This window comes from Microbacterium aurugineum (assembly GCF_023101205.1).
In the GTDB taxonomy this organism is placed as follows: Bacteria; Actinomycetota; Actinomycetes; order Actinomycetales; family Microbacteriaceae; genus Microbacterium; species Microbacterium aurugineum.
This window is the reverse complement of sequence record NZ_CP078078.1, coordinates 3,208,106-3,231,126: the sequence shown is the minus strand read 5'-3', so window position 1 is coordinate 3,231,126 and position 23,021 is coordinate 3,208,106. Positions and strand designations below refer to the sequence as shown.

The window sequence follows — 23,021 nt, the reverse complement described above, 5'->3', positions numbered from 1 at the left end:
CTTCATCCGCTGAGTCTACGGACCGACTCACCGGATCATCGAGAGGAGGAGCCGTCCTGCCTCCTCGCGCGGGAGCGTGGCGAACATCGGCAGCTCCAGCACGTACCGTCCGAAGAGGAAGCCGACGATCGCCACGGCCATCCGCCGTGCGTGCTCGCGCCCGAAGTCGGCCACGAGAGGTTCGAATACCGCCACCTGGATGTAGCCGCTGATCGACGCGGCGGAGTCATCCGCGGCGGCGAGACGCCGTGCGAGACCGACGAGCTGCACCCCGTGCTCGGGATGCTCCCAGACCGCGAGGATGCCGTGCGCCAGGCGCGAGAGGTCGACGGGGCCGTGACCGTCTCGTCCGCGGGCGAGCGCGATCACATCATGCGGTGCTGCGCGCAGGGCGATCGCCGCGGCGACGAGGTCGTCCCGCGATCCGAAATGATAATTGACCAGGGTGTGGCTGACGCCGACTTCCGCGGCCAGTCGACGGGACGAGATGGCCGCCAGATCACCTCGAACAACGTGCTTCTGCGCTGCCTCGAGCAGCCGAGCCCGTGCCGTCGACGATCCGCGCGGACGGCCCGGCGATTTATTGACCATTCTCGCATCGTCGCACGCGGAGCGGGACGCTGTCTGCATGGACACGAGAAGCGACACCGATACCGACACCGTCATCGTCGGAGGTGGGCCCGCCGGGCTCATGCTCGGACTGCTGCTCGCGCGTCGCGGGCTCCGGGTCACCGTGATCGAGAAGCATGCCGACTTCCTCCGCGACTTCCGGGGCGACACGATCCACCCCTCCACTCAGGAGCTGTTGGGCGAGCTCGGACTGCTCGACGACTTCCTCGCGCGCCCCCACGCCGATATGTCGGAGGTCACGCTCAGCTGGCACGGCACCGAACTGACCCTGGCCGACTTCTCACACCTGCCGACGGCGAGGAAGGTGATGACGTTCATGCCGCAGTGGGACTTCCTCGACCTGCTGGCCTCGTCTGCGGAAGAGTTCCCGGGGTTCCGCCTGCTGCGTTCGACCCGCATCCAGGACGTCGTGCGCGAGGAGGGGCGGATCGTCGGGGTCACCGGAACCGGGCCGGACGGACCGGTCGACATCCGTGCACACCTCGTCGTCGATGCGTCGGGACGTGACTCCGAGCTCCGTACCGCTGCCGGGCTCTCACCGGTCGGGGTGGCCGCGTCGATGGATGTCCTGTGGTTCCGGCTGCCGAAGGACGGCGACGAGGTGTACCCGTTCATCCAGGCCGGCGCGGGCATGGCCATCACGATCGACCGCGGGGACTTCTTCCAGATCGCGCACGTGATCCCCGCAGGTGCCTGGACGGGCTCCGAAGACGACCTGCATCGGATGAACGAGCGCCTGCGCCGCATCTCGCCTCGCCTCGGCGCCGCGGCCGCGCACCTCCGTCCGGCCGACGTGCACCTTCTGCGTGTGCGCCTGGAGCGGCTGCGTCGGTGGCACGTCGACGGGCTCCTGTGCATCGGCGACTCTGCGCACGCCATGTCTCCCGCGGGAGGCGTGGGGATCAACCTGGCCATCCAGGACGCGGTGGCCGCCGATCGCATCCTCGGGCCGGTGCTGAGTACCCGTGTGCCGCAGCGTGCCGACCTCCGCCGGGTCGAGCGTCGTCGCGTCTGGCCGGTGATCGTGACCCAGGCGATCCAGCGACGACTGCAGGGTCCTCTCCTCGCGTCGGGCGCCGCGGACGCACCTCTGCCCTTCCCGTTGCGGATGCTGCGGGATCACCCTCGCCTGTCCCGGATCACCGGGCGCTTCGTCGGGATCGGAGCGCGCCCCGAATACCTCCGGTGACCCCGGTGGTGCGCGTCAGATCAGCCGACGGAGAGCCTCTTCGAGGGAGACGCCCTGCGCGTCCGCGCGGTCGCGCAATCGGGCGTGCTCGTCCGAGGTGAGCGGGATGCGCAGTTCGATCGGGTCGTCCTCGGGCGCGTTCGTGGAGCCCGGATCGTCGAGTCCGTCGAGCAGGTCCGAGGTCTCGGCCCACAACGGCTCCGCGAGCGTGGTCGATGGCACGGCGGCCACCGGGGCGGAGCCCGTCGCAGGAACGGAGGCCGCCACAGGAGCGGATGCGGCGACGGCGGCACCGGCACCGGTGGCCCGCGTGAAGCCCGGACCTCGACGCGGCTCCTCCCCGGCCTGGTATGCCTTCGCGGCCGCGTTCGCACGCTCGTCGGCTGCCTCGTTCAGAGGGTGTCCGGCGTGGCCTTTGACCCAGGAGAACTCGACGTCACGCCCACGGATCGCCTCGTCGATGCCCTCCAGCAGGTCGCGGTTGAGCACGGGCCCGCCGTCGGACTTCCGCCAGCCCTTGCGCTTCCACCCCGGCATCCACTTGGTCACGGAGTCGATCACGTAGCGGCTGTCGCATTCGATCAGCAGCTTCTCGTCGGTGCCCGCCGTCGCACGCAGCAGCTCCAGCACCGCCCGCAACTCGCCCTGATTGTTGGTGCCGTGCGGGGAGCCGCCCGCCGCCCAGTTCGCGTCGTCGATGTACCAGGCCCAGCCGTTGGGGCCGGGGTTGCCCAGGGCGGAGCCGTCTGCGGCGGCGGTGATCGTCATCCCTCCACCGTAATGCGGTCACCGGGTGCGCGATCGCCGCGCACTCGCGTCCTCCGTGCGCGCCGCCTAGGGTGGACGGATGTCTTCCGGCACCGAATGGGAATCCTTGGTCGGCACGGCCGTGGTGATCGCGATCGCGGTCCTCGCCACCGTCGCCGTTCTCGTACTGCTGCGTCTGGTGGCCGCGCTCGTGAGCCGTCGTCTGCCGTGGGTGCGTGATTTCGCGCGCAGGGTGCGCAACGCCACGACGGCCACGGCGCTGGTCGTCGCGGTGTGGATCGCGATGGCGATCACGGCGCCCGCCGAGCAGGGATGGTGGCCGGCGGTCTCGCGACTGTTCCTGATCTCGACCATCCTCGTCGGGTCCTGGCTGTTCGCCGCGGCGATCTCGTTCGGTTTCGAACGGCTGATCGAGCGCGAGGAGACCGTCCTCGTCGGTCCGGAGGCGCGACGCCGACGCACGCAGCTGCTCGTCATCCATCGGCTCGTGCTGGTGTCGATCGCCGTGCTGGCTCTGGGGGCCGTGCTGTTCACCTTCCCCGAGATGCGAGCTGTGGGCACGAGCCTCCTCGCGTCGGCGGGTATCGCGAGCATCATCGCCGGCCTCGCGGCGCAGTCGATCCTCGGCAACCTCATCGCCGGGATACAGGTGGCCTTCACGGACGCCATCCGCGTGGGCGACGTCGTCGTGGTCGAAGGCGAGTGGGGACGGGTCGGCGAGATCAACCTGTCGTACGTGGTCGTCTACATCTGGGATGAGCGACGCCTCGTCGTGCCGTGCAGCTACTTCACCTCGACGCCGATCGAGACGTGGACGCGCAGGTCGGACAAGATCCTCGGCACCGTCTACCTGGATCTGGACTGGCGCGTGCCGATGGACGCACTGCGCGCGGAGTTCACCCGCATCGTCGAAGCCTCGCCCGCCTGGGACGGGCGCTCGTCGAGCGCACTGGTGACGGACGCACAGGGCGGGTACGTCACCGTCCGGTTGGTGATGTCGGCGAAGGACTCCGACGACCAGTGGACGATCCGCTGCGAGGTGCGGGAGAAGATGATGAGCTGGTTGCAGCGGGAGTACCCGGACGCCCTCCCGCGCACCCGGGTGGAGTTCGGACCTCAGTCGGACTCGGCGCCCGCGTCGTCGACGGGCTCCTCCGCCTCGTAGTCGCCCACGGCCTCCGCCGCCGGTTCCGCGATCGGGAAGACGATCGAGCTGACCTCGGTCGTCGCCCCGAAGCCGAGGCCGAGCGAGAGGGGGTCGACGGCGGGTTCCTCGCCGAGCACCTCGGCCTCGGAGCGCTTCACGGGCTCGGAGGGCAGTGCCCAGGGGCTCTGTTCTTCTTCCGGCTTCTGCTGGAACATTCCCATGGCTCCATTGTGAACCCACGCCTCGACGCAGAGGCCGGATTCACACGGAATTGATCGGACGCCGGGCCGGTGCGCCGGGACTGGTGCGCCGGGGGTCAGCCCTTCGCGGCCGCCGCCTGCCGGACCGCCTCGACGAGCGCGCGCCAGGGTCCGTCGAGCGCGGAGTCGGGCAGCTCACGCTCGTGGCGTTCGACCGGAGTCCGGGCGCGGATGCGCCACACGAAGCGGTCGGCGCCGGTGTCGGTCGGTGCCTCCTGATCCCAGGGGCACCGGTCGATCAGGTCGATCCATTCGCCGGCGTCGTCGGGTCCTGCTTCCACCTGCCACCGGCGACGGATGCCGGCGATGCCGCCCGTGCGGACGACGGCGATCACGATCGGTGCGTCAGTCGCGGGGGGAGGCTCGCTCATCTGCATAGACTCCCACGACGGTCCACGCGCGTCGAGCCGCCGTGGCCGTGGCCTCGTCGATCGTGGTGGCCGCGGCGACCGTCGCATCGGCGAACTCGAGGAAGGACGCCGTGCTCGACAGGCCGCCGGTGAGTGCCCGGTACCAGACGGTCCCCGCGCGCTCCCAGGCATTGCCGCCGAGGTCGAGCGCGAACAGGGCGAACGCGCGGTTGGGGATGCCCGAGTTGATGTGCACCCCGCCGTTGTCCTCGGTGGTGCGCACGAAGCCGCTCATGTGATCGGGCTGCGGATCCTTGCCGAGCTCGTCGTCGTCGTAGGCGGTGCCCGGGGCGATCATCGACCGCAGGGCCGCGCCCTCGACGGCATCCGTGAAGATCTCGGCACCGATGAGCCACGTGGCGCTGTCGGCCGTCTGCCCGAGCGCATACTGCTCGGTCAGGGCGCCGAAGACGTCGGCGATCGACTCGTTCAGCGCGCCCGGCTGGCCCTGGTATTCGAGGTTCGCGGTGTGCTGGACGACGCCGTGCGCGAGCTCGTGCCCGATGACCGTGAGTGAGCCGGTGAAGTGCTGGAACACCTCGCCGTCGCCGTCGCCGAACACCATGCGCTCACCGTCCCAGAACGCGTTGTCGTAGTCGACGCCGTAGTGCACGGTGGCGTCCAGCGGGGCTCCGGCGTCATCGAGGGAATTGCGCCCGAAGGCGGACAGCAGCATCTCGAAGGTCGCTCCGAGGCCGTCGAAGGCTTCGTTCACCGCGGTGTCGGCCACGGGGGCGTCGTCTTCGCCGCGCACCACCGCGCCGGGGAGGCGCTGGGTGTTGCCGGCGTCGCTGATGGTGCGGTTCGGCGCATCCGACAGCTGGGCGACCAGGTCGCCGTTCTCGTCGATCGACAGGTCGATGCGGGCGCGGAACGGCGGTCGTCCGGCCGTCAGCGTCTGCCGCGCCGCAGCCGCGGCCTTCGGGAAGCGCCCCGATTCGGCCAGGCGTGCGAGCAGGTACGACGGGACGACTCCGTGACACTGTGTCGATGGTGTGCTGCTCATGGATCGACCCTACGCCGGGTGTCCGACGTCTGCGGGAACGGGCCGGGCAACCGCGCGGATCGTGAAGGAGATCTCACGGTGTGAAGGAGAGGTTCGCGCGGACTCCCCTTCGGAACGCGAGATCTCCTTCACAACATGCGTGCCCGCCGGATACGTCTCACTCGTGCTCGATGCTCAACACAGTCGTGCGGATGCCGTCCGACTCGTACTGCACCGGCATCCCGGGGTGCGCGGACGAGAACCAGAAGATCCCGTCGGCGGTGTCGTATCGACGGCAGGTGAGCTCGCCCAGGGGGGAGGACAGCGGCACGGTCGACATGCTCGTCGTCTCGGCGTCGAACGCCGCATGGCCCTGGAGCTCGGTCCAGGTCACCCGGCTCGAGACCACGGCGTTCGGGTCGGCCGCGGCCCAGCGATCGAGGGTCGCGCCCTCCTCATCCGTGTGGTGGAAGCGGTTGACGTGTTCGCCCAGCGGCCCGTCCGGGCCTTCGAGGAGAAGGCGGATGCGCTTCCCCCTGCCAGTGGCGTCTCTGATCTCTTCGGCGGTGAACGGCGTCGGCAGGAGGCCGGGGCCGAGCAGGTGCGGGTCGGGATCGGTCATGCACCCAGTCTGCGTCACCGGTGACCGGTACGTCACGGGATGGTCTCGATGTCCGTCACCCGAGGGAGATCCTTGACAGAATTGCGTTCTGTATACAGAATACGAGTGCGCCGGAAAGGCGCTCCCGACACGATCTTCCAATGATGAAAGAGGTAGCGAGATGGCACGTGCGAACGTGACGCGGTATCTGGCATTGGGTGCCGCCGGCGCTCTGGCCCTGGGGCTCGCCGCGTGCAGCGGCGGCGGAGGAGGCGGTGGCGTCGACGCCGACGGCAACGCGACGGTCATCTGGTCCACCTGGGGCACGGCGGACGAGCTGACCCGCTACGAGGAGTTCAACAAGGACTTCATGAAGCGCCACCCCGACATCACCGTCAAGCTCCAGCCCGTCGCCGGCTACGGTGACTACCACTCCAAGCTGCTCGCACAGCTCACCAGCAACACGGCTCCCGATGTCTTCTACGTCGGTGACGACATGATCGGCCAGTTCGTCGATTCCGACAGGCTGATGCCGCTCAGCGACCTGATGGAATCGGACGCGAGCAAGACCACGAAGGACGACTTCTTCCCCGGACTCTTCGGCGCGGCGGAGGAGGGCGGCGAGGTCTACGCGGCCCCGAACGACTCCAACCCCGACGTCTTCTGGTACGACAAGCAGGCGCTGGAAGCCGCCGGGATCACCGAGGACCCCGCGACGCTGGCCGAGAACGGCGAGTGGACGACCGACAAGTTCCTCGAGATGAACGCCACGCTCCACGACGCGGGGCTCACCGGGACGATGTACTGGAACTACTGGGCCACCCACTGGAGCTGGCTGTCGTCCCAGGGCCTTCCCGCGCCGTACGACGAGGCGGGAGCGTTCGTCGCGAACCAGGACGACGGCACCGTCGCTTCCGTGCAGGAGCTCGGCGACCTCTTCCAGGACGGCACCTTCGTCGTCGCCGACACGCTTCCCGACGGCGCCGGAGCCGACAGCATCTTCGTCACGCACAAGGCCGGTTTCTTCGTGCAGGGCCGCTACACGATCGGCACGGTCAAGGCCACGGGCGAAGAGGACAGCTACGACATCGTCCGCTGGCCGACGCCCGACGGTGAGGCCGCTCCCACCGGCGTCGCGACCAGTTTCCTCGCGATCAACGGCGAGACCAAGGTGAAGGACGCCGCGTTCACGTTCTGGACGGAGTTCCTCTCCGCGGAGGGGCAGACCTTCCGCCTCGAAGGGGGCGGGAACGCGGTCCCGTCGATCAAGGGTGCCGACGACGTGGTGCTCGAGGGGGACTACCCCGTGCACGCGCAGACGTTCCTCGACATGCGCGACATCGGGTTCACGAACTACCCCGCTGAGGCCAGGGTCCCGGGGCTGCCGGTCGCCATCTCCGAGGAGTTCCAGAAGCTCTACGAAGGCAAGACCGACGCGCAGGAGACGCTCGACACGATCGCCGGCGTGGTCGAGGATCGGTCGGAGAAGTAGGAGTGACCACGCTCACCGAGAACGGACGGATGCCGCAGGCCACGCCTGCGGCATCCGTCCCGCCCCTGCGTCGGGAGGCCGCCTGGCGTCGGCGGGATCGGGCCTGGGGCTACGTCTTCGTCGCTCCGCAGCTGCTCGGCATGGCGCTGTTCGTCGTGCTGCCGTTCGCCGCCAGCCTGGTGCTGGCCTTCGCCGAGTGGGACGGCCTGGGCGAGCTCACCTGGGTGGGGCTGGCGAACTTCGCCGATCAGCTGCAGGATCCGCTGCTCGCCCGTGCGATCATCAACACCCTGCTGATCGCGATCATCACCGTGCCGATCGGCCTCACGCTCGCGGTCATCGTCGCCGTCGCACTCGAGAAGCTCAAGACCCGCACGCTCTACCTGATCCTGTTCTTCGCCCCGGTGGTCACCTCGACCGTCGCCGTCGCCATGATCTGGCAGCAGATGTTCCGTGCGGACGGCCTGCTCTCGACCACGATCTCGAAGGTGTTCGGAATCACGCCCCCGGATTGGCTGCAGGATCCCAAGCTCGCGCTCCTCGCCGTCTGCATCGTGACGATCTGGTCGTCGATGGGCCTGAACGTCGTGATCTTCCTGGCCGGGCTGCAGAACATCTCGCCCTCGGTGATCGAAGCCGCCCGCATCGACGGCGCCGGTGCCGTACGGCTGTTCACCAGCATCCGGCTCCCGCTGCTCTCGCCGATCGTGTTCTTCTCCTCGGTGATCGCGTTCATCTCGTCGCTGCAGACCTTCGACACGGTCTACGTGCTGGTCTCCGGCGGCGGACCCGACAACGCGACCCGCACCATCGTCTATCACATCTTCGACCTCGGCTTCGGGCGATTCGAGTTCGGGCTATCCAGTGCGGCCAGCATCATCCTGCTCGTGCTCACCCTCGTCATCACGGCGATCCAGTTCGGTGCGCAGAAGAAGTTCGTCCACTACGAGGATGACCCGGCATGACCCTCCAGACCACACCCCTCAGCGACCCCGCCGCCCCCGCGACCGATTCGACCGTCGCCCTCACCGCTCCCGGATACCGGCAGCGGGGCCGAGGGGGACCAGGGGCCGGACGCGCCCGCCGACGTCTCGGCTCCACCGTGCTGCACGTGCTCCTCGTGGTCGGCGGTATCTCGATGGTGTTCCCGTTCATCTGGATGCTGCTGACGTCGTTCAAGACCCTCCCGCAGCTGTTGAAGAACCCGCTGGATTTCCTGCCGAACCCCTGGACCGTCGACAACTACGTGAACGCGTGGAACGCCGTTCCGTTCGGGCAGGCCTACCTGAACAGTGCGTACATCGCCGTGCTGGTGGTGGTCGGCACCCTGATCACCGCGTCGATGGCCGGGTACGCGTTCGCCCGTATCCGGTTCCGGGGCAGCAAGGTGATCTTCATCGTGTTCCTCGCGACGCAGATGATCCCGGCGCAGGTCACCCTCATCCCCTTCTACCTCCTGATGTCGCAGCTCGGCTGGGTGGATTCGCATCTCGCACTGATCGTGCCCGGGATGATCGCGAACCCCTTCGCCGTATTCCTGATGCGGCAGTTCGTCCTCGCTCTGCCGCGCGAGCTGGAGGAAGCCGCGCTGGTGGACGGCGCCGGGCGCTGGCGCATCTTCTGGAGCATCGTGCTGCCGAACCTGAAGCCCGGCCTCGCCGCGCTCAGCATCATCACCGCCCTCAGCGTCTGGAACGCGTTCCTGTTCCCGTTGGTGCTGTTGAACACGCCGGACCTGTTCACGGTCCCGCTGCTGCTGACCTCGTTCCAGGGGCAGTTCGGCTCCATCAACTACGGGCTCGTGATGGCGGCGTCCGCGATCGCGACCGTACCGATGCTCATCGTGTTCGTGATCGGTCAGCGCAAGATCCTCAACAGCATGGCCGCATCGGGACTCGGGGGCCGATGATGGCGGATCTCGCCGCCCTCGCCGGGCGTCACCTCGACCTGGTGTCCGCTCCCTTCACGCTCCCGCGCTCGCGCGTGCTCGTGTTCCGCGCCGACGACGGCGAGGGCGTGCGCGTGCACACCTCGGAGTACGAGCGGCGGCTGTCGGAGTGCCGGGTGCTCGATGCGCTGATCGTGATCGGTGCCGGGGGCGAGGTGCTCCCGGTGACCGACGTGCATCCCGCGCGGGTGAGTTTCGGCGGCGGCGCGGTGACCCTGACCTTCGCTGATCCCTCCACACTCAGCCTCGGCGGAGCTCCGGGATCGCGGGTGCGGCTCCGGCGTCCGGACGGCGGCCTCGAGGAGCATCCGCTCGATCGGGGCCTCGGGCTGCACGTCGCCGCTGATCGCACCGTCGCGGTCGTGCACGGCGACCACTCGGCTGCCCTGGCCGCGACCGAGGCGATCTGGACCGAGTGGTTCGCGAAGTGCCCGCGCGTGCGCGACGATCTGCAGGAGATGGCCGCCTTCTGCTGGTGGGTGCTCGGGGCGAACATCGTCGAGCTGCCGTCGCTGGGCGATGCCAGGGCCATCGTGCCGTCGAAGATCGGCTACGTCGGTCTCTGGCAGTGGGATGCGTACTTCATCGCGGTCGGTCTGCGCCACGGCGACCCCGAGCTCGCTCGCGAGCAGCTCGACATCGCCTTCCGGTTCCCGCAGCCCGACGGGCAGCTGCCCGACGTCGTGCACGAGCTCGGGGTGCTGGCGACCAGCGACGATCTGCCCGAGAGCGACCGCGCCAACCTGCGCCGTGCCGGGTCGCAGATCGCCGACCCGAGCGCACCCGTGCCGCTGACGAAGCCTCCGCTCGCCGCCTGGGCGCTGCGCAAGGTGCTCGACGTCGAGGATGCGCCCGACTACGCGCGCCGGCAACTGGCCCGGATCGTCCGCTCGCAGGACTGGTGGTTCGCCGGCAGCGACCTCGACCACGACGGGATGCCGGAGTACGGGCACCCCTACTCCTCCGGCCTCGATGACAGCCCGATCTTCGATGGCCCCCTGCCGACCGCCGCACCCGACCTCGGGGCGTATCTGGTGCGACAGGATCGCGAGATCGCCGACCTCCTGCGCCGGTACGAGCCCGGGGCCGACGTGTCGCGCTTCGAGCAGCGGGCCGAGACCTCACAGGAGCTGCTGCTGCGCATGTGGGATCCCGAGCGGGGACGCTTCCTCGCATTCGGCGGTGGGGAGCCGCAGCTCAGCGACACGGTCGTGGGGCTGATGCCGCTGCTCACGGGCACGTTGCCGCCTGCCGTCGCCGAGACGCTGCGGGCGGCCGTCGACGACCCCGAACGCTTCGCTCTCCCGTGGGGGCTGCCCACGGTCGCGGCCTCCGACCCCGACTACTCGGACGAGCGCATGTGGCGCGGACCGGTCTGGGTGAACACGAGCATGCTCGTCGCCGAGGGGCTGGAGGCATCCGGGTACCCGGAGAGAGCGCGGGAACTGCGGGAGCAGACCGTGGCGCTGGTGATCCACGGCGGGGGCCCGCACGAGTACTTCAATCCGCACACGGGTAAGAAGGCCCGCACGGCCACGACCGCCTTCGGCTGGTCGGCCGCGCTGTTCGTCGACCTCGCCGTGACGCTCTCGCGGTGAGCACGCGCAGCATCCGTTCGGGTCGCGCTTTCTCCCGCTATTCGGCCCTTTTGCCGGCAGAAAGTGCGACCGGAGCGGCGTCAGGCGGTGAAGTACGAGCTCGTGGCGTTGTCGAGGATGCGCTGCATGCCGTGCATCCAGTTGAGCTTGAGGGCGTCGACGGCGCCGGGGATGTCGCCGTCGGCGAGGTGGCGGGCGATCTCGGCGTGCTCGGCGGCGACGCGTTCGACCTTGACGTCTTCGGGGACCAGCAGGGACTCGTAGCGGTGGAACGAACTGCGCACGTTGTCGATCACGGCCAGGAGCCGGGTGTTCGGGCAGGCGGACAGCATCACGCTGTGCCACTCGTCGTCCTTGGTGATGACCAGCTGGTGCTCCACGAGCTCGTCGGCGAAGGCTTCGGCCATCTCCTTGAGTCGGATCCCGATCACGCGCAGTTCCTCGGGCGGGCTCAGCTCGAGCGCCAGGCTCTCGAGTGCAGCCATGACCGGCGCGAGGTCGCGGAACTCGGACGCGCTGAGCGGGACGAAGCGGAAGCCCTTGCCGTTCTCGCTCTCGATCTGGCCCTCGGACTCGAGGGCGATGAGCGCTTCACGCAGGGGGGTGCGGCTCACGCCGAGTTCGGTGGCGAGCTGGACCTCGTTGATGCCTTCGCCGGGCTGCACGAGTCCGGCGCGCATACGGGTCAGCAACTCCTGCCGAACCTGCGAGCGCAGGTTCTTGCGTTCGATCGCCATGCGTCCCCTCTTCTGCCGCCTGCCCGTCAGCCTATGGGTTGACGGGCCTCGGGCGACGTCCTAGTGTGTTGTATACAGAATACAGCTGATCGCGGATTCGCACCAGTGCACCGCCGGATCAGCCGGTCATGACTCAGAGAGGAGGCTTCGTGCCCGCACCCGGTGGCGACCAGCCCGCCCGACGCGTCCGCCTCGACGCCCTCGCGTACGGCGGCGACTACAACCCCGACCAGTGGTCGGAAGAGACGTGGCACGAAGACATCCGCCTCATGCGCGAGGCCGGCGTGAACATGGTGAGCCTGCCGGTCTTCAGCTGGCCTCAGCTCGAACCCGAGCCCGGCGTCTACGACTGGGCGTGGCTCGACCGCATCCTCGATCTGCTGTGGGACGCCGGCATCGCGATCGACCTCGCCACCGCCACTGCGACCCCGCCGTCCTGGCTGCTGCGGGCCCATCCCGAGATGGTGCCGTGGGATTCCGACGGGCACCGGCTCGAGTTCGGCTCCCGTCAGACCTACTGCCCCTCGTCGCCGATCTGGCGTGAGAACGTCGCCCGCATGGCCCGCGCGATGGCGGAGCGCTACGGGAAGCACCCCGGCCTCGCGATGTGGCACATCTCGAACGAGTACGGCGATCACACCTCACGCTGCTGGTGCCCCGAGTCGGCCAGGCATTTCCGCCGCTGGCTGCAGGATCGCTATGGAGACCTCGACGGGCTGAACGAGGCCTGGGGCGTGAACGTCTGGGGTCAGCGCTACACCTCCTGGGAGCACATCGAGACGCCGAAGAAGGCGCCGGGCCCGATCAACCCGACCCAGCTGTTGGACTTCGAGCGGTTCTCGTCCGACGCCCTGCGGGAGCTGTTCCAGGTGGAGATCGACGTGCTGCGGGAGGTCACGCCCGACATCGCGGTCACCACGAACTTCATGAGCATGTTCCGCGACCTGGACTACTGGGACTTCGCCGCGATCGAAGATGTCGTGACCGACGACGCCTACCCGGAACCCGCCGACCCGACCTCGCATGTCGGAGCCGCCCTCAACTACGGCCTCATGCGCTCGCTCAAGGGCGGACAGCCCTGGCTGCTGCTGGAATCCTCGGCGAGCGCGACCAGCTGGCGCGACGTGAACGTGCCCAAGGCGCCGGGCAAGATCCGCATCGAGAGTCTGCAGGCGGTCGCCCACGGCTCGGATGCCGTCATGTTCTTCCAGTGGCGCCAGGCCAAGTACGGCCAGGAGAAGTTCCACTCCTCGATGCTCGGTCACCGGGGGGAGCGCTCGCGCAGCTTCCGGGAGACCAAGGAGCTGGGCAATGAACTGAAGAGGCTCGAGCCGGTGCGCGGCACCCGGGTGCGCTCGCGCGTGGCGCTGGTCGTGGACTGGGACTCGTGGTGGGGGACCAGCGCCGTGGAGTCGCTGCCCTCGCAGAGACTGCAGTGGGCGCAGCAGGCCCGGGCCTGGCACCGCGCGCTGTACACCCTCGGCCAGCCGGTGGATGCGGTTCGCGCCACGGGGCCGTTCGACGCGTACGACGTGATCGTGGTGCCGAACCTCTACATCGTCGAACAGCCGCAGGCCGACGCGTTGCGCTCCTTCGTGGAGCGCGGAGGACACCTCGTCGTCGGACCGTTCTCGGGAGTGGTGGATGCGACCGAGAAGGTGCACGACGGCGGAGCACCCGGGCCGCTGCGCGATCTTCTGGGCATCGAGGTCGACGAGCAGTGGCCGATCGCCGACGGGCTGACCGAGAGCATCGACTACGCCGGCGAGATCCTGACGGTGCCGTCGTGGAGCGAGTGGCTCGAAACGGCTGACGACGTGGAGGTGCGCGGCCGCTATGCCGGTGGCGAGCTCGACGGTCTGCCCGCCGTGACCCATCGCGCGGAAGGCCGGGGATCCGCCTGGTACGTCAGCGCGATGTTCGACGCCGCAGGTCTGCTTCCGGTGTTCCGCGACGTGCTGCGCACGGCCGGCGTCCCCGCCAGGGAGCACACCGATGTCGAGGTCGAGGCGGTCACCCGCGCCGACGACACCACGGACTACACCTTCTACCTCAACCACGGACGCGCACCCGTGACGTTCGAGATCCCGACCCCGGGAGTCGACCTGCTCACCGGTCTGCGTCATACGGACCGACTGGAGCTCGATCGGTACGGCGTCGCCGTGCTCGCCGCGCCCCGCGCCGAGTCCATCCCCTTTGCCACCCTGATCCCTGTGAAGGAGGACGCATGACCGCCCCGTTCGTGCATCCGTACATCCCCAACACCGCGCCCGAGTCCCGTGCGGCGATGCTCGCCGCCGTGGGCGCCGCGTCGGTCGACGAGTTCTACGCCGACATCCCGGCCGGCCTCCGGCTCGGGCGGCCGCTCGATCTGCCCGCCCCGTTCGTCGCGGAACAGGACCTCGCCCGCCACGTGCGCGCACTGCTCGCCAGGAACCGCTCGACGCACGAGCGGCTGAGCTTCCTCGGCGCCGGCACCTACCACCACTACGTACCGGCGGTCGTCGACGAGGTCATCGGACGCAGCGAGTTCCTGACCGCCTACGCGGGCGAGCCCTATGAGGACCACGGCCGCTTCCAGGCGCTGTTCCAGTACCAGTCGCTGATGGCCGAGCTGCTCGAGATGGACGTCGTGAACGTGCCGACCTACGACGGCTACCAGGCGACCGCGACCGGCCTCACCATGTCGGGGCGCCTCACCGGCCGCGGACGGGTGCTGGTCGTGAGCGATGTGCTCCCTGCGAAGCTCGCGAAGGTGCACGACTACGTCCGTGCCCACCTCACGCTCGAGCACCTGCCGACCGTCGGCGGCACCGCCGACGTCGATGCGATCCGCGCCGCGCTGGGCGATGACGTGGCCGCGGTCTGGGTCGAGACGCCCAGCGCCACCGGCGCCGTGGAAGCCGCGCTGCAGGACATCGCGGACGCGGCGCACGCGGTGGGCGCCGTGCTCGTGGTCGGCACCGACCCCATCGGCTACGGCGTCCTCGCCCCGCCCGCCGTCTCGGGAGCGGACATCGTCACCGGTGACATCCAGTCCCTCGGCCTGCACCAGTGGTTCGGCGGCGCCCACGGCGGGTTCATCGCCGTCCACGACGACCCGCGGTTCGTGATGGAGATGCCGTCGCGACTGTTCGGGCTCGCGACCACCGACGTTCCCGGCGAGTACGGCTTCGGCGACGTCGCGTACGACCGCACCTCGTTCGCGCATCGCGAGGAGGGGAAGGAATGGGTCGGCACGGCCGCCGCCCTCTGGGGCATCGCCGCCGGGGTCTACCTGGCGCTGATGGGTCCCGCCGGCATGGCGGAGCTCGGCGAGGTGCTGCTCGCCCGCACCCGATACGCCCAGCAGGCGCTCGCCGCGGTTCCTGGCGTCTCGCTCGACGACGACGCCGTGCACCTCCGCGAATTCACCGTGACGTTCAGCGAGGTCACGGCGGACGCGGTCGTCGCGACGCTCCGCGCCCGCGGCATCGAACCCGGCGTGGTCGTGGGCGAGCACCGCCTGCTCGTCTGCGTCACCGAACTCACCTCCCAGGCCGACATCGACACTCTGGCGGGCGCGCTCGCTGACGTCACGGCCTCCGATCTCGCTGCGAAGGAGCAGAACCGATGAGCCTCCCCGTCGCCCCCAAGCCCGCGCTGCGCCGCTTCCAACAGGCTCGCTGGGACGAGCCGATCATCTTCGAGCTGACCACTCCCGGCGAACGCGGTGTGCTGGTCTCACAGGTGGAGCCCGGCGTGCGCGCGGCGGTGGGGGATGTGGTCGCCGCGCTGCCGTCCTCCCTGCGTCGGGCCGCGAAGCCGAAGCTCCCCGAGATGGGCCAGATGCGTGTGCTCAAGCACTACCTGCGCCTGTCGCAGGAGAACCTCGGCGCCGACTTCAACGTCGACATCGGCCAGGGGACGTGCACCATGAAGTACGCGCCGAAGATCAACGACCAACTTGCGAACACGCCGCAGCTCACCGCGATGCACCCTCATCAGGACCCGGCAGATGCGCAGGGCGTGCTCGAGATCGTCTGGCAGCTGGAGCGGATGCTCGCCGAGATCTCCGGCATGGACGAGGTCTCCCTCCACACGCAGGGCGGATCGGCGGCGATCTGGGCGAACATCGCGATGATCCGCGCTTTCCACGAGGCGAGCGGAGAGGGCGAGCAGCGCCGCGAAGTCATCACCACGATCTTCAGCCACCCCTCGAACGCGGCGGCCGCGAAGGCCGCCGGGTACGAGGTCATCACCGTGTATCCCGACGCCGAGGGATACCCCTCGCTCGATGCGCTGAAGGCAGCGCTCTCGCCGCGCACCGCGGCCATCATGGTCACCAACCCCGAAGACACCGGCATCTACAATCCGGCGATCCGCGAGTGGGTGGACGCCGCGCACGCCGTGGGCGCCCTCGCCTCTTACGACCAGGCCAACGCCAACGGGATCCTCGGCATCACGCGTGCCCGCGACGCCGGGTTCGACGTGTGCCATTTCAACCTGCACAAGACGTTCGGCACTCCGCACGGCAGCGGGGGCCCCGGCTCGGGCGCGAACGCCGTGAGCGCGGCGCTCGCCCCGTTCCTGCCGGGACCGCGAGTGGTGCGCGCGGATGACGGGACGTTCGCGGTGGCCGAGGCGGGCGAGCTGTCGATCGGCGCGGTCGGGCCCTTCTTCGGGGTGATCCCCGCGCTCGTGAAGGCCTACTCGTGGATCATGGCGCTCGGGGCCGAGGGCCTGCTGGCCGCCGCCGAGACCGCCGTGCTGAACAACAACTACCTGATGGCGAAGGTGCTCGCGATTCCCGGAGCCTCCGCGCCCTACGCGACCGGGCGTCGGCGGATCGAGCAGGTGCGCTACTCGTGGGAGGAGCTCTCCCGGGAGACCGGGATCTCATCCGAGGAGATCGGTGTGCGCATGACCGACTTCGGCATGCACTACTGGACCAGCCACCACCCCTACGTGGTGCCCCAGCCGTTCACGCTCGAACCCACCGAGTCGTACTCCCTCGCCGAGCTCGACGAGTATGCGGCGACCCTCGCCGAGGTCGCACGCGAAGCACGGGAGACCCCCGAGGTGGTGCGCACCGCCCCGCACAACCAGACCGTGCACCACACGCACCACGACGATCTGGACGACCCCGAGCGCTGGGCGATCACGTGGCGCGCGTATCAGCGGAAGTACTTCCCCGCGGAGTCCGACGCGTCGTGATCGGACTCGTCGTCAATCCTGTCGCCGGAGTCGGCGGGCCCGCGGGCCTCGCCGGCTCCGACGGTGCGGACGTGCAGCACCTCGCCCTCGCGCGCGGTGCCCGCTCCCGCGTGCAGGAGCGGGCGGTCTTGGCTCTGACGGAACTCGCCGCACGGCATCCGGGACTCGTGGTCGCGACCGCAGACGGAGCGATGGGAGCCGATGCCGTCCGTGCGGCGGGGCTCGTGCCCCGGGTGGTGTGGGCTCCCGGTCGCGCGACCGCCGGTGCCGACACGACAGCCGGTGCCGACACGACAGCCGCGGTGGGTGCGCTCGCCGCCGCCGGAGCCGACCTGATCCTCGTGGTCGGTGGGGACGGGACCCTGCGGGATGCGTGCGCCGGGCTCGATGCGGCCGCCTCCTTCGACCCGATGCATGACGACACGCCAGATGCAGGACGATCCGCCGGTGAAGGCTCCGACATCTGGCGTGTCGTCCTGCAAGTGGAGTCGGCTGCGGCTGCGGCTGCGGCGGCGGCTGCGGGTGCGGGGGCGGCGGTGGGTGCGGTGGTGCCCGCCGTGCTCGGGGTTCCGGCGGGCGTGAAGATGTACTCGCCCGTGTTCGCGGTCAGTCCACGGGCGGCCGGGGCGATCGCGGCCGACTGGATCGACCGGGGCGGACTCCCCACCGACGACCGCGAAGTGCTCGACATCGACGAGGCAGCAATGCGGCAGGCTCGTGTCGACCCGACGCTGTACGGGATGCTCCGGGTGCCGTACCGCGCCGGACGGACGCAAGCACGGAAGGCCGCGACGCCGGTCACCGAGGCCGCCGCCGTCGAAGCCGCCGCGCGGGGAGCCGTCGCGCGCATGCTCCCGGGCGTCCGCTATCTGCTCGGACCCGGCGGCACGACGGCCGAGATCGCGAGGCAGCTCGGCGTCGAAGGATCCCCCCTCGGTGTCGACGTCGTCCTCGACGGTGCCGTGCGCGTGCGGGGAGCCAGCGAACAGGAGCTCCTCGCCCAGATCGCGCAGGGCCCGGCCCAGGCCGTGATCACCGTGATCGGCGGCCAAGGATTCCTGCTCGGGCGGGGCAACCAGCAGCTCTCGGCCGCGGTCCTGCGCGCCATCGGCCCCGATCCGCTCCTGGTCGTCGCACCGGAGCAGAAGCTCCTCGACCTGCAGGGCCGGCCCCTTCTCGTCGACACCGGCGACCCTGATCTGGATGCGAGACTCGCCGGACACGTCCGCATCATCACCGGCGTCGGCACCCGCAGCCTCTACGCCGTGAGCGCCCCCGAACTGACCCCCGCCTGACCGATCCGGCGGAACCAACCCGAAAGGACACCCCATGCGTCTCGAGAACAAGAAGGCCATCGTCACCGGCGGCGCCGGAGGCATCGGTCGTGCCACGTCGCTCGCGCTCGCCGCGGAGGGCGCTGCCGTCGCCGTCGTCGACCTGAACGCGGATGCGGCCGAAGGCGTCGCCGCGGAGATCCGTGCGGCGGGTGGCTCGGCCATCGCGATCGCCGCCGACGTCGCGAGCGAGGCCGACATCGAGCGGGTCATCGCCACCGCGGTGGCCGAGCTGGGCGGCGTGAACGTCGTCTTCAACAATGCGGGCATCATCCGCCGCACCACGGCCGTGGAGACGACCGTCGAGGAGTGGGACCGGGTGTTCGGCGTGAACGTGCGGTCGATCTTCCTGATGTGCAAGCACATCGTGCCGATCATGGAAGCGGCCGGAGGCGGCTCGATCATCAACACCGGGTCGGGGTGGGGCCTCAAGGGCGGAGGCCAGGCGATCTCGTACTGCGCGTCGAAGGGCGCCGTGGTGAACATGACCCGCGCGCTCGCGATCGATCACGGGCCCGCCGGCATCCGCGTGAACTCCGTCAACCCCGGGGACGTGAACACCGGGATGCTGCGCGACGAGGCGCGTCAGCTCGCGCAGGACACGAACGCCTTCCTCGCCGAGGCCGCCGACCGCCCGCTGCGCCGGATGGGAGAGCCGAGCGAGGTCGCACAGGCCGTGGTGTGGCTCGCGAGCGACGACTCCTCGTACGTCACCGGCTCGGCCCTGGTGGTGGACGGCGGCGGCATCGCCTGAGCGAGGGGTGGGGCGGGGAAACTCGCGTAAAATCGGGATGGTGACCGACGCGAACCCTGAACTCGGCGCCGGCATCGACCCGGACGACCTCGCCACGACGCTGCGCGTGCTCGCCGAACTGCACACGATCGACAACGAGCACCCGGACTTCGTCGCGGTGCGCCACGCGACCGCGGCCATGTTCAAGGCCGTCAAGCGCGTGCGTCGCAAGGAGATCCGCGACGCGATCGCCGAGGCCGACAAGGCCGTGGTCGCCCGCACCGCCACCGGTGCCCCCGACCGCATCGACGACGAGACCCGGGGTCACGACCTCGCCACCAGCGTCGTGGACGCCCCGATCGCGGGCGAGCTCCTCAAGCCGCGCAACTGCTACATCTGCAAGCAGCCGTACACGCAGGTCGACGCGTTCTATCACCAGCTGTGCCCCGACTGCGCCCGCTTCAGCCACGGAAAGCGCAACGCCCGCACCGACCTCACCGGCAAGCGCGCCCTGCTCACGGGCGGCCGCGCCAAGATCGGCATGCACATCGCGCTTCGTCTGCTCCGAGACGGGGCGCACACCACGATCACGACGCGTTTCCCGCGCGACGCCGTGCGCCGGTTCTCCGCGCTGCCCGATTCCGCCGACTGGCTGCACCGTCTGAGGGTGGTGGGCATCGACCTGCGTGACCCGGCACAGGTCATCGGGCTCGCGGACTCGGTCGCCGCTCAGGGGCCGCTCGACATCCTGATCAACAACGCCGCCCAGACCGTACGGCGCTCGCCGGGGGCGTACTCGCTGCTCGCGGATGCCGAGCTGCAGCCGCTCCCCGACGGACCGCTGCCCGAGATGGAGACGTTCGGGCACACGGTCGATCCGCACCCGCAGGCGCTGCAGGCCTCGGTCGACTCGCATCCACTGTTGTCGGTGGCGGCGCTCGGCGGCACCGTCGCGGAGCAGGGCGGGCAGGCGCTCACGGCCGAAGATCTCGCGCGCCTCGCGATGGCCCCCGGGTCCTCCTCCCTCGAGAAGCACGCGGACGGCACCGCGATCGACGCCGGCGGGCTCGTGCCCGATGTGAACCGCGTCAACAGCTGGGTGCAGTCGATCGAGCAGGTCGACCCGCTCGAGATGCTCGAGGTGCAGCTCGCGAACACAACCGCCCCGTTCCTGCTGATCAGCCGGCTGCGGGCCTCCATGGCCGCTTCCGAGGCGCGCCGCACCTACGTCGTGAACGTCTCGGCGATGGAGGGGCAGTTCTCCCGTCGCTACAAGGGTCCCGGTCACCCGCACACGAACATGGCCAAGGCCGCGCTCAACATGCTCACCCGCACCAGCGCCGGCGAGATGCTCGAGAAGGACGGCATCCTGATGACCGCGGTCGACACGGGCTGGATCACCGACGAGCGCCCGCACTACACGAAGGTCCGGCTGGCGGAAGAGGGTTTCCACGCGCCGCTCGATCTGGTCGACGGTGCCGCACGCGTCTACGACCCGATCGTGCGCGGCGAGGCCGGGGAGGACATCCACGGCGTGTTCCTGAAGGACTACGAGCCCAGCCCCTGGTGAAGCCGCGGGTCAGAGCGCGTCGAGAGCAGCACGCGCCGTCCCTTCATCGGTGATCAGGGTGGTGACGAGCCCGGATCGCAGGGCGGCGACCACGGCGCGCTGCTTGCCCGCACCCCCGCCGAGGGCGATGCGCGTCGGGGTGCGCTTCAGCTGCGCGGTGGTGATCCCGATCAGGCGTCGGTGGAGGCCGTCGACCTCGTTGCCGTCGATGTCGAGCAGGGTCGTGCCCAGCTCGGCGACCACCCCTCGGCGCAGGAGGGGAACGAGTTCGTCGAGTTCGTCGAGCTGGGAAGCCAGCAGTGAGCTGCCCGGCCAACCACCGACCGTGAGCGCTGCCATGTCGATGTGGTCGATGCGCGCCAGGGCCTGTTGCACGGCGGGCTCCCGGGTCACCGCCTCCCACGAGCGGGCACTCCGGGTGACGAACGAGGCGGGGAGGGCGAACATCCTCCCCTTGGCGACGCCGCTGAGCTGACTGATCGCTTCGAGGTGCGTCCCCGCGTCGACCGAGGCGAAGCCGGTGAGCTGGACCACGTCGCAGGTGGCCACCTCCCGGATGCGGCCGCACGTGTCGAGGATCGTCCGCCCGGGGCCGAGACCCACGATGGCGTCTTCGCCGATGGTCTCGCTCAGGAAGCGTGCACAGATGCTCGCGATCGTCGTGCGGGTGCGTGTCTCGTCGTTCGAGGGGGTGAGGGCCACGAACGCCGATTCGAGACCGTAGGCGCGGCTGAGTGCTTTCGAGAGCTCGGGGGCGATGGGCTCCGGCAGGCGGGTGCGGACTTCGACGAGACCGTCCTCGCGCGCTCGCCGGATCATCCGCCCCACGAGGAATCGCGAGATGCCGAGTTCTTCGGCGATCTCGATGGTCGATCGTCCGTGCTGGAGATTCTGGACGGCAGCGTACGCATACTGCACAGATTCGGTTGTTGAAAGAGTTGTGCACATATGAGCACTCTAGTGACTCACATGAGGACATTCCCTGTACTCTCGAACGCAAGTCACACGGAACCCGTCGCAGTTCGAAGGAGTATCGATGAACAACAGCCGAAAGCGTGCGCGCGCCCACAGCATCACAGCCGCCGTCGTCGTCCTCACCACCGCCGGCCTCCTGGCCGGCTGCGCGCCGAGCGACAGCACGACGTCCTCGACCGACGTCTCGTCGTTCGACTGGAAGAACTACAGCGGCGAGAAGCTGAGCATCCTCATGAGCGAGCATCCCCTCTCCGACGCCGTCCTCGACCACGTGTCCGACTTCGAGGAGAAGACCGGCATCGACGTCGACATCGAGACGCTGACCGAGTCCGACTACATGGTGAAGATCCTCACCGAGCTCCAGTCCGGCGCGGCCGGCTACGACGTCTTCATGACCTCCCAGCCGATGAACTACCAGTACGCCGCGGCCGGCTGGATGGAAGACCTGCAGCCGTGGGTCGACGACGACACGCAGACAGCTCCGGACTACGACTTCGACGACTTCTTCCCCTCGCTCATCGAAGCGGAGCGGTGGGACACCACGGAGTTCGACGGTGCGGGCGAAGGAGGTCTCTGGGCGATTCCCGCGAACGAGGAAGGCTACGCCCTCTTCTATCGAAAGGACATCCTCGAGGCCAACGGCGTCGCGGTGCCACAGACGATCGACGAGCTCATCGCCGCCGCGCAGAAGCTCGACGGCACCGAGTTCGACGGCAAGACCATCTCCGGGTTCGTCAGTCGCGGCGACAAGACCTACCCCACCCTGAACCCCTTCTCCACGTTCGCCGGGGCCTACGGCGTCCAGGACATCACCGACGGCAAAGCCACCCTGAACTCGAAGGCGGGCAACGAGGCCGTCACCAAGTGGATCGAACTCATGCGCACCGCGCCGGAAGCGGCGAGCACCTACACGTGGTACGAGGCGCAGCAGGACTTCCTCGCCGGGAACTCCGCGTTCTACATCGACGCCGACCACATGGCCCCCGACTTCGAGAAGGAGGGCAGTGGGATCGCGGGCAAGGTCGGCTACGCGCTGCCGCCCGAGGGGCCGAAGGGGCGCGCGTCGAGCATGTGGGTCTGGTCGCTCGGCATGAACGCGGCGTCCACGCACAAGGGCGCTGCCTGGCAGTTCATCCAGTGGGCGACGTCGAAGGAGCTGCTGACGGATTCCATCGCGAACGGCAACCTCAATCCGACGCGCGTCTCCGTCGCCGAGAGCCCTGAACTCTCCGCCGCGACCGAAGGTTGGGGGGACTACAACGAGGTCTGGAAGAAGACCCTGACCGACTACGCGGAGTGGCCGTACGCGCCGTCTGCGAGCTGGACGACGGTCGGTGACATCTGGGCGACCGCGATCCAGTCGGCGCTGCTCGACAAGGCATCCGTGAAAGACGCTCTGGATGGCGCGGCGACGAAGATCGACGCGGCGATCGAGTGACCTCGGCGGA

General features: G+C 69.3%; 21 protein-coding genes. 13 read left to right on the top strand and 8 right to left on the bottom strand.

The window, feature by feature from the left end; translation table 11 throughout:
* Nucleotides 1-27: 27 nt before the first annotated feature.
* The gene (locus KV397_RS15500; RefSeq protein WP_194239323.1) at nt 28-591 is read right to left on the bottom strand and encodes a TetR/AcrR family transcriptional regulator; all 564 of its coding nucleotides are present in this window, start codon (nt 589-591) and stop codon (nt 28-30) included.
* Between the two features lie 37 nt (nt 592-628).
* Here KV397_RS15500 and KV397_RS15495 point away from each other — a divergent pair, with 37 nt between their 5' ends.
* Nucleotides 629-1,819 carry an FAD-dependent monooxygenase gene (locus tag KV397_RS15495; RefSeq protein WP_153243380.1) on the top strand — a complete coding sequence of 397 codons (1,191 nt, stop codon included), beginning with the start codon at nt 629-631 and terminating at the stop codon, nt 1,817-1,819.
* A gap of 15 nt (nt 1,820-1,834) precedes the next feature.
* Here KV397_RS15495 and KV397_RS15490 read toward each other — a convergent pair whose 3' ends face one another.
* Complete coding sequence (locus tag KV397_RS15490) at nt 1,835-2,587, bottom strand: ribonuclease H family protein (RefSeq protein ID WP_153243381.1); 753 nt, start codon at nt 2,585-2,587, stop codon at nt 1,835-1,837.
* Between the two features lie 79 nt (nt 2,588-2,666).
* Between KV397_RS15490 and KV397_RS15485 the strand changes: the two genes are divergently transcribed.
* Nucleotides 2,667-3,752 (top strand): mechanosensitive ion channel family protein, encoded by a 1,086-nt coding sequence (locus KV397_RS15485; RefSeq protein ID WP_261811667.1) that lies wholly within the window; start codon nt 2,667-2,669, stop codon nt 3,750-3,752.
* On the opposite strand, the gene KV397_RS15480 is transcribed toward KV397_RS15485, so the two are convergent.
* The 4 genes from KV397_RS15480 to KV397_RS15465 form a co-directional block, all read right to left on the bottom strand.
* Nucleotides 3,704-3,955, bottom strand: a complete 252-nt coding sequence (locus KV397_RS15480; protein WP_261811666.1) for a hypothetical protein — start codon at nt 3,953-3,955, stop codon at nt 3,704-3,706. The two genes, KV397_RS15485 and KV397_RS15480, sit on opposite strands and share 49 nt — an antisense overlap.
* Nucleotides 3,956-4,050: 95 nt before the next feature.
* The gene (locus KV397_RS15475; RefSeq protein WP_261811665.1) at nt 4,051-4,365 is read right to left on the bottom strand and encodes a protealysin inhibitor emfourin; all 315 of its coding nucleotides are present in this window, start codon (nt 4,363-4,365) and stop codon (nt 4,051-4,053) included.
* The gene (locus tag KV397_RS15470) at nt 4,340-5,410 is read right to left on the bottom strand and encodes a M4 family metallopeptidase (RefSeq protein WP_261811664.1); all 1,071 of its coding nucleotides are present in this window, start codon (nt 5,408-5,410) and stop codon (nt 4,340-4,342) included. The genes KV397_RS15475 and KV397_RS15470 overlap by 26 nt, the downstream gene beginning before the upstream one ends.
* A gap of 157 nt (nt 5,411-5,567) precedes the next feature.
* Nucleotides 5,568-6,011, bottom strand: a complete 444-nt coding sequence (locus KV397_RS15465; protein WP_131493141.1) for a hypothetical protein — start codon at nt 6,009-6,011, stop codon at nt 5,568-5,570.
* A 160-nt stretch (nt 6,012-6,171) separates the two neighbouring features.
* On the opposite strand from KV397_RS15465, the gene KV397_RS15460 reads away from it, so the two are divergent.
* The 4 genes from KV397_RS15460 to KV397_RS15445 are packed head-to-tail and all read left to right on the top strand — an operon-like array spanning nt 6,172 to nt 11,028.
* Nucleotides 6,172-7,482 carry an ABC transporter substrate-binding protein gene (locus KV397_RS15460; protein WP_261811663.1) on the top strand — a complete coding sequence of 437 codons (1,311 nt, stop codon included), beginning with the start codon at nt 6,172-6,174 and terminating at the stop codon, nt 7,480-7,482.
* A 2-nt stretch (nt 7,483-7,484) separates the two neighbouring features.
* Nucleotides 7,485-8,447, top strand: coding sequence for a carbohydrate ABC transporter permease (locus KV397_RS15455; RefSeq protein WP_047522834.1), 963 nt, complete (start codon nt 7,485-7,487; stop codon nt 8,445-8,447).
* A complete protein-coding gene (locus KV397_RS15450) occupies nt 8,444-9,391 on the top strand; it encodes a carbohydrate ABC transporter permease (RefSeq protein WP_261811662.1) in 948 nt (315 codons plus the stop codon). Before KV397_RS15455 ends, KV397_RS15450 begins: the two co-directional genes overlap by 4 nt.
* On the top strand, nt 9,388-11,028 hold the full coding sequence (locus KV397_RS15445; RefSeq protein ID WP_261811661.1) for an amylo-alpha-1,6-glucosidase: 1,641 nt from the start codon (nt 9,388-9,390) through the stop codon (nt 11,026-11,028). The genes KV397_RS15450 and KV397_RS15445 overlap by 4 nt, the downstream gene beginning before the upstream one ends.
* Before the next feature lie 80 nt (nt 11,029-11,108).
* Here the strand turns inward: KV397_RS15445 and KV397_RS15440 are convergent, their stop codons facing one another.
* The gene (locus KV397_RS15440) at nt 11,109-11,765 is read right to left on the bottom strand and encodes a GntR family transcriptional regulator (protein WP_052193514.1); all 657 of its coding nucleotides are present in this window, start codon (nt 11,763-11,765) and stop codon (nt 11,109-11,111) included.
* A gap of 128 nt (nt 11,766-11,893) precedes the next feature.
* Between KV397_RS15440 and KV397_RS15435 the strand changes: the two genes are divergently transcribed.
* The 6 genes from KV397_RS15435 to KV397_RS15410 are packed head-to-tail and all read left to right on the top strand — an operon-like array spanning nt 11,894 to nt 20,598.
* Entirely contained in the window at nt 11,894-13,996 is a 2,103-nt protein-coding gene (locus KV397_RS15435) for a beta-galactosidase (RefSeq protein ID WP_261811660.1), read from the top strand.
* Nucleotides 13,993-15,381 carry an aminomethyl-transferring glycine dehydrogenase subunit GcvPA gene (gene gcvPA, locus KV397_RS15430; protein WP_261811659.1) on the top strand — a complete coding sequence of 463 codons (1,389 nt, stop codon included), beginning with the start codon at nt 13,993-13,995 and terminating at the stop codon, nt 15,379-15,381. The genes KV397_RS15435 and gcvPA overlap by 4 nt, the downstream gene beginning before the upstream one ends.
* On the top strand, nt 15,378-16,961 hold the full coding sequence (gene gcvPB, locus KV397_RS15425; RefSeq protein ID WP_261811658.1) for an aminomethyl-transferring glycine dehydrogenase subunit GcvPB: 1,584 nt from the start codon (nt 15,378-15,380) through the stop codon (nt 16,959-16,961). The genes gcvPA and gcvPB overlap by 4 nt, the downstream gene beginning before the upstream one ends.
* Nucleotides 16,958-18,256: an ATP-NAD kinase family protein gene (locus tag KV397_RS15420; protein ID WP_261811657.1), complete on the top strand. Its 1,299-nt coding sequence runs from the start codon at nt 16,958-16,960 to the stop codon at nt 18,254-18,256. Before gcvPB ends, KV397_RS15420 begins: the two co-directional genes overlap by 4 nt.
* A 34-nt stretch (nt 18,257-18,290) precedes the next feature.
* Entirely contained in the window at nt 18,291-19,049 is a 759-nt protein-coding gene (locus KV397_RS15415) for an SDR family NAD(P)-dependent oxidoreductase (RefSeq protein ID WP_134352763.1), read from the top strand.
* Nucleotides 19,050-19,086: 37 nt separating this feature from the next.
* The gene (locus tag KV397_RS15410; RefSeq protein WP_047523304.1) at nt 19,087-20,598 is read left to right on the top strand and encodes an SDR family NAD(P)-dependent oxidoreductase; all 1,512 of its coding nucleotides are present in this window, start codon (nt 19,087-19,089) and stop codon (nt 20,596-20,598) included.
* A gap of 9 nt (nt 20,599-20,607) precedes the next feature.
* Here KV397_RS15410 and KV397_RS15405 read toward each other — a convergent pair whose 3' ends face one another.
* On the bottom strand, nt 20,608-21,516 hold the full coding sequence (locus tag KV397_RS15405) for a sugar-binding transcriptional regulator (protein ID WP_261811656.1): 909 nt from the start codon (nt 21,514-21,516) through the stop codon (nt 20,608-20,610).
* 118 nt (nt 21,517-21,634) lie between these two features.
* Between KV397_RS15405 and KV397_RS15400 the strand changes: the two genes are divergently transcribed.
* Nucleotides 21,635-23,011, top strand: coding sequence for an ABC transporter substrate-binding protein (locus KV397_RS15400; RefSeq protein ID WP_261811655.1), 1,377 nt, complete (start codon nt 21,635-21,637; stop codon nt 23,009-23,011).
* The last annotated feature ends 10 nt before the right edge of the window (nt 23,012-23,021 follow it).

Coding starts and splice junctions, on each gene's coding strand:
- KV397_RS15500 (WP_194239323.1), bottom strand. CDS start 591: ATGGTCAATAAATCGCCGGGCCGTCCGCGCGGATCGTCGACGGCACGG.
- KV397_RS15495 (WP_153243380.1), top strand. CDS start 629: ATGGACACGAGAAGCGACACCGATACCGACACCGTCATCGTCGGAGGT.
- KV397_RS15490 (WP_153243381.1), bottom strand. CDS start 2,587: ATGACGATCACCGCCGCCGCAGACGGCTCCGCCCTGGGCAACCCCGGC.
- KV397_RS15485 (WP_261811667.1), top strand. CDS start 2,667: ATGTCTTCCGGCACCGAATGGGAATCCTTGGTCGGCACGGCCGTGGTG.
- KV397_RS15480 (WP_261811666.1), bottom strand. CDS start 3,955: ATGGGAATGTTCCAGCAGAAGCCGGAAGAAGAACAGAGCCCCTGGGCA.
- KV397_RS15475 (WP_261811665.1), bottom strand. CDS start 4,365: ATGAGCGAGCCTCCCCCCGCGACTGACGCACCGATCGTGATCGCCGTC.
- KV397_RS15470 (WP_261811664.1), bottom strand. CDS start 5,410: ATGAGCAGCACACCATCGACACAGTGTCACGGAGTCGTCCCGTCGTAC.
- KV397_RS15465 (WP_131493141.1), bottom strand. CDS start 6,011: ATGACCGATCCCGACCCGCACCTGCTCGGCCCCGGCCTCCTGCCGACG.
- KV397_RS15460 (WP_261811663.1), top strand. CDS start 6,172: ATGGCACGTGCGAACGTGACGCGGTATCTGGCATTGGGTGCCGCCGGC.
- KV397_RS15450 (WP_261811662.1), top strand. CDS start 8,444: ATGACCCTCCAGACCACACCCCTCAGCGACCCCGCCGCCCCCGCGACC.
- KV397_RS15445 (WP_261811661.1), top strand. CDS start 9,388: ATGATGGCGGATCTCGCCGCCCTCGCCGGGCGTCACCTCGACCTGGTG.
- KV397_RS15440 (WP_052193514.1), bottom strand. CDS start 11,765: ATGGCGATCGAACGCAAGAACCTGCGCTCGCAGGTTCGGCAGGAGTTG.
- KV397_RS15435 (WP_261811660.1), top strand. CDS start 11,894: ATGACTCAGAGAGGAGGCTTCGTGCCCGCACCCGGTGGCGACCAGCCC.
- gcvPA (WP_261811659.1), top strand. CDS start 13,993: ATGACCGCCCCGTTCGTGCATCCGTACATCCCCAACACCGCGCCCGAG.
- gcvPB (WP_261811658.1), top strand. CDS start 15,378: ATGAGCCTCCCCGTCGCCCCCAAGCCCGCGCTGCGCCGCTTCCAACAG.
- KV397_RS15415 (WP_134352763.1), top strand. CDS start 18,291: ATGCGTCTCGAGAACAAGAAGGCCATCGTCACCGGCGGCGCCGGAGGC.
- KV397_RS15410 (WP_047523304.1), top strand. CDS start 19,087: ATGGTGACCGACGCGAACCCTGAACTCGGCGCCGGCATCGACCCGGAC.
- KV397_RS15400 (WP_261811655.1), top strand. CDS start 21,635: ATGAACAACAGCCGAAAGCGTGCGCGCGCCCACAGCATCACAGCCGCC.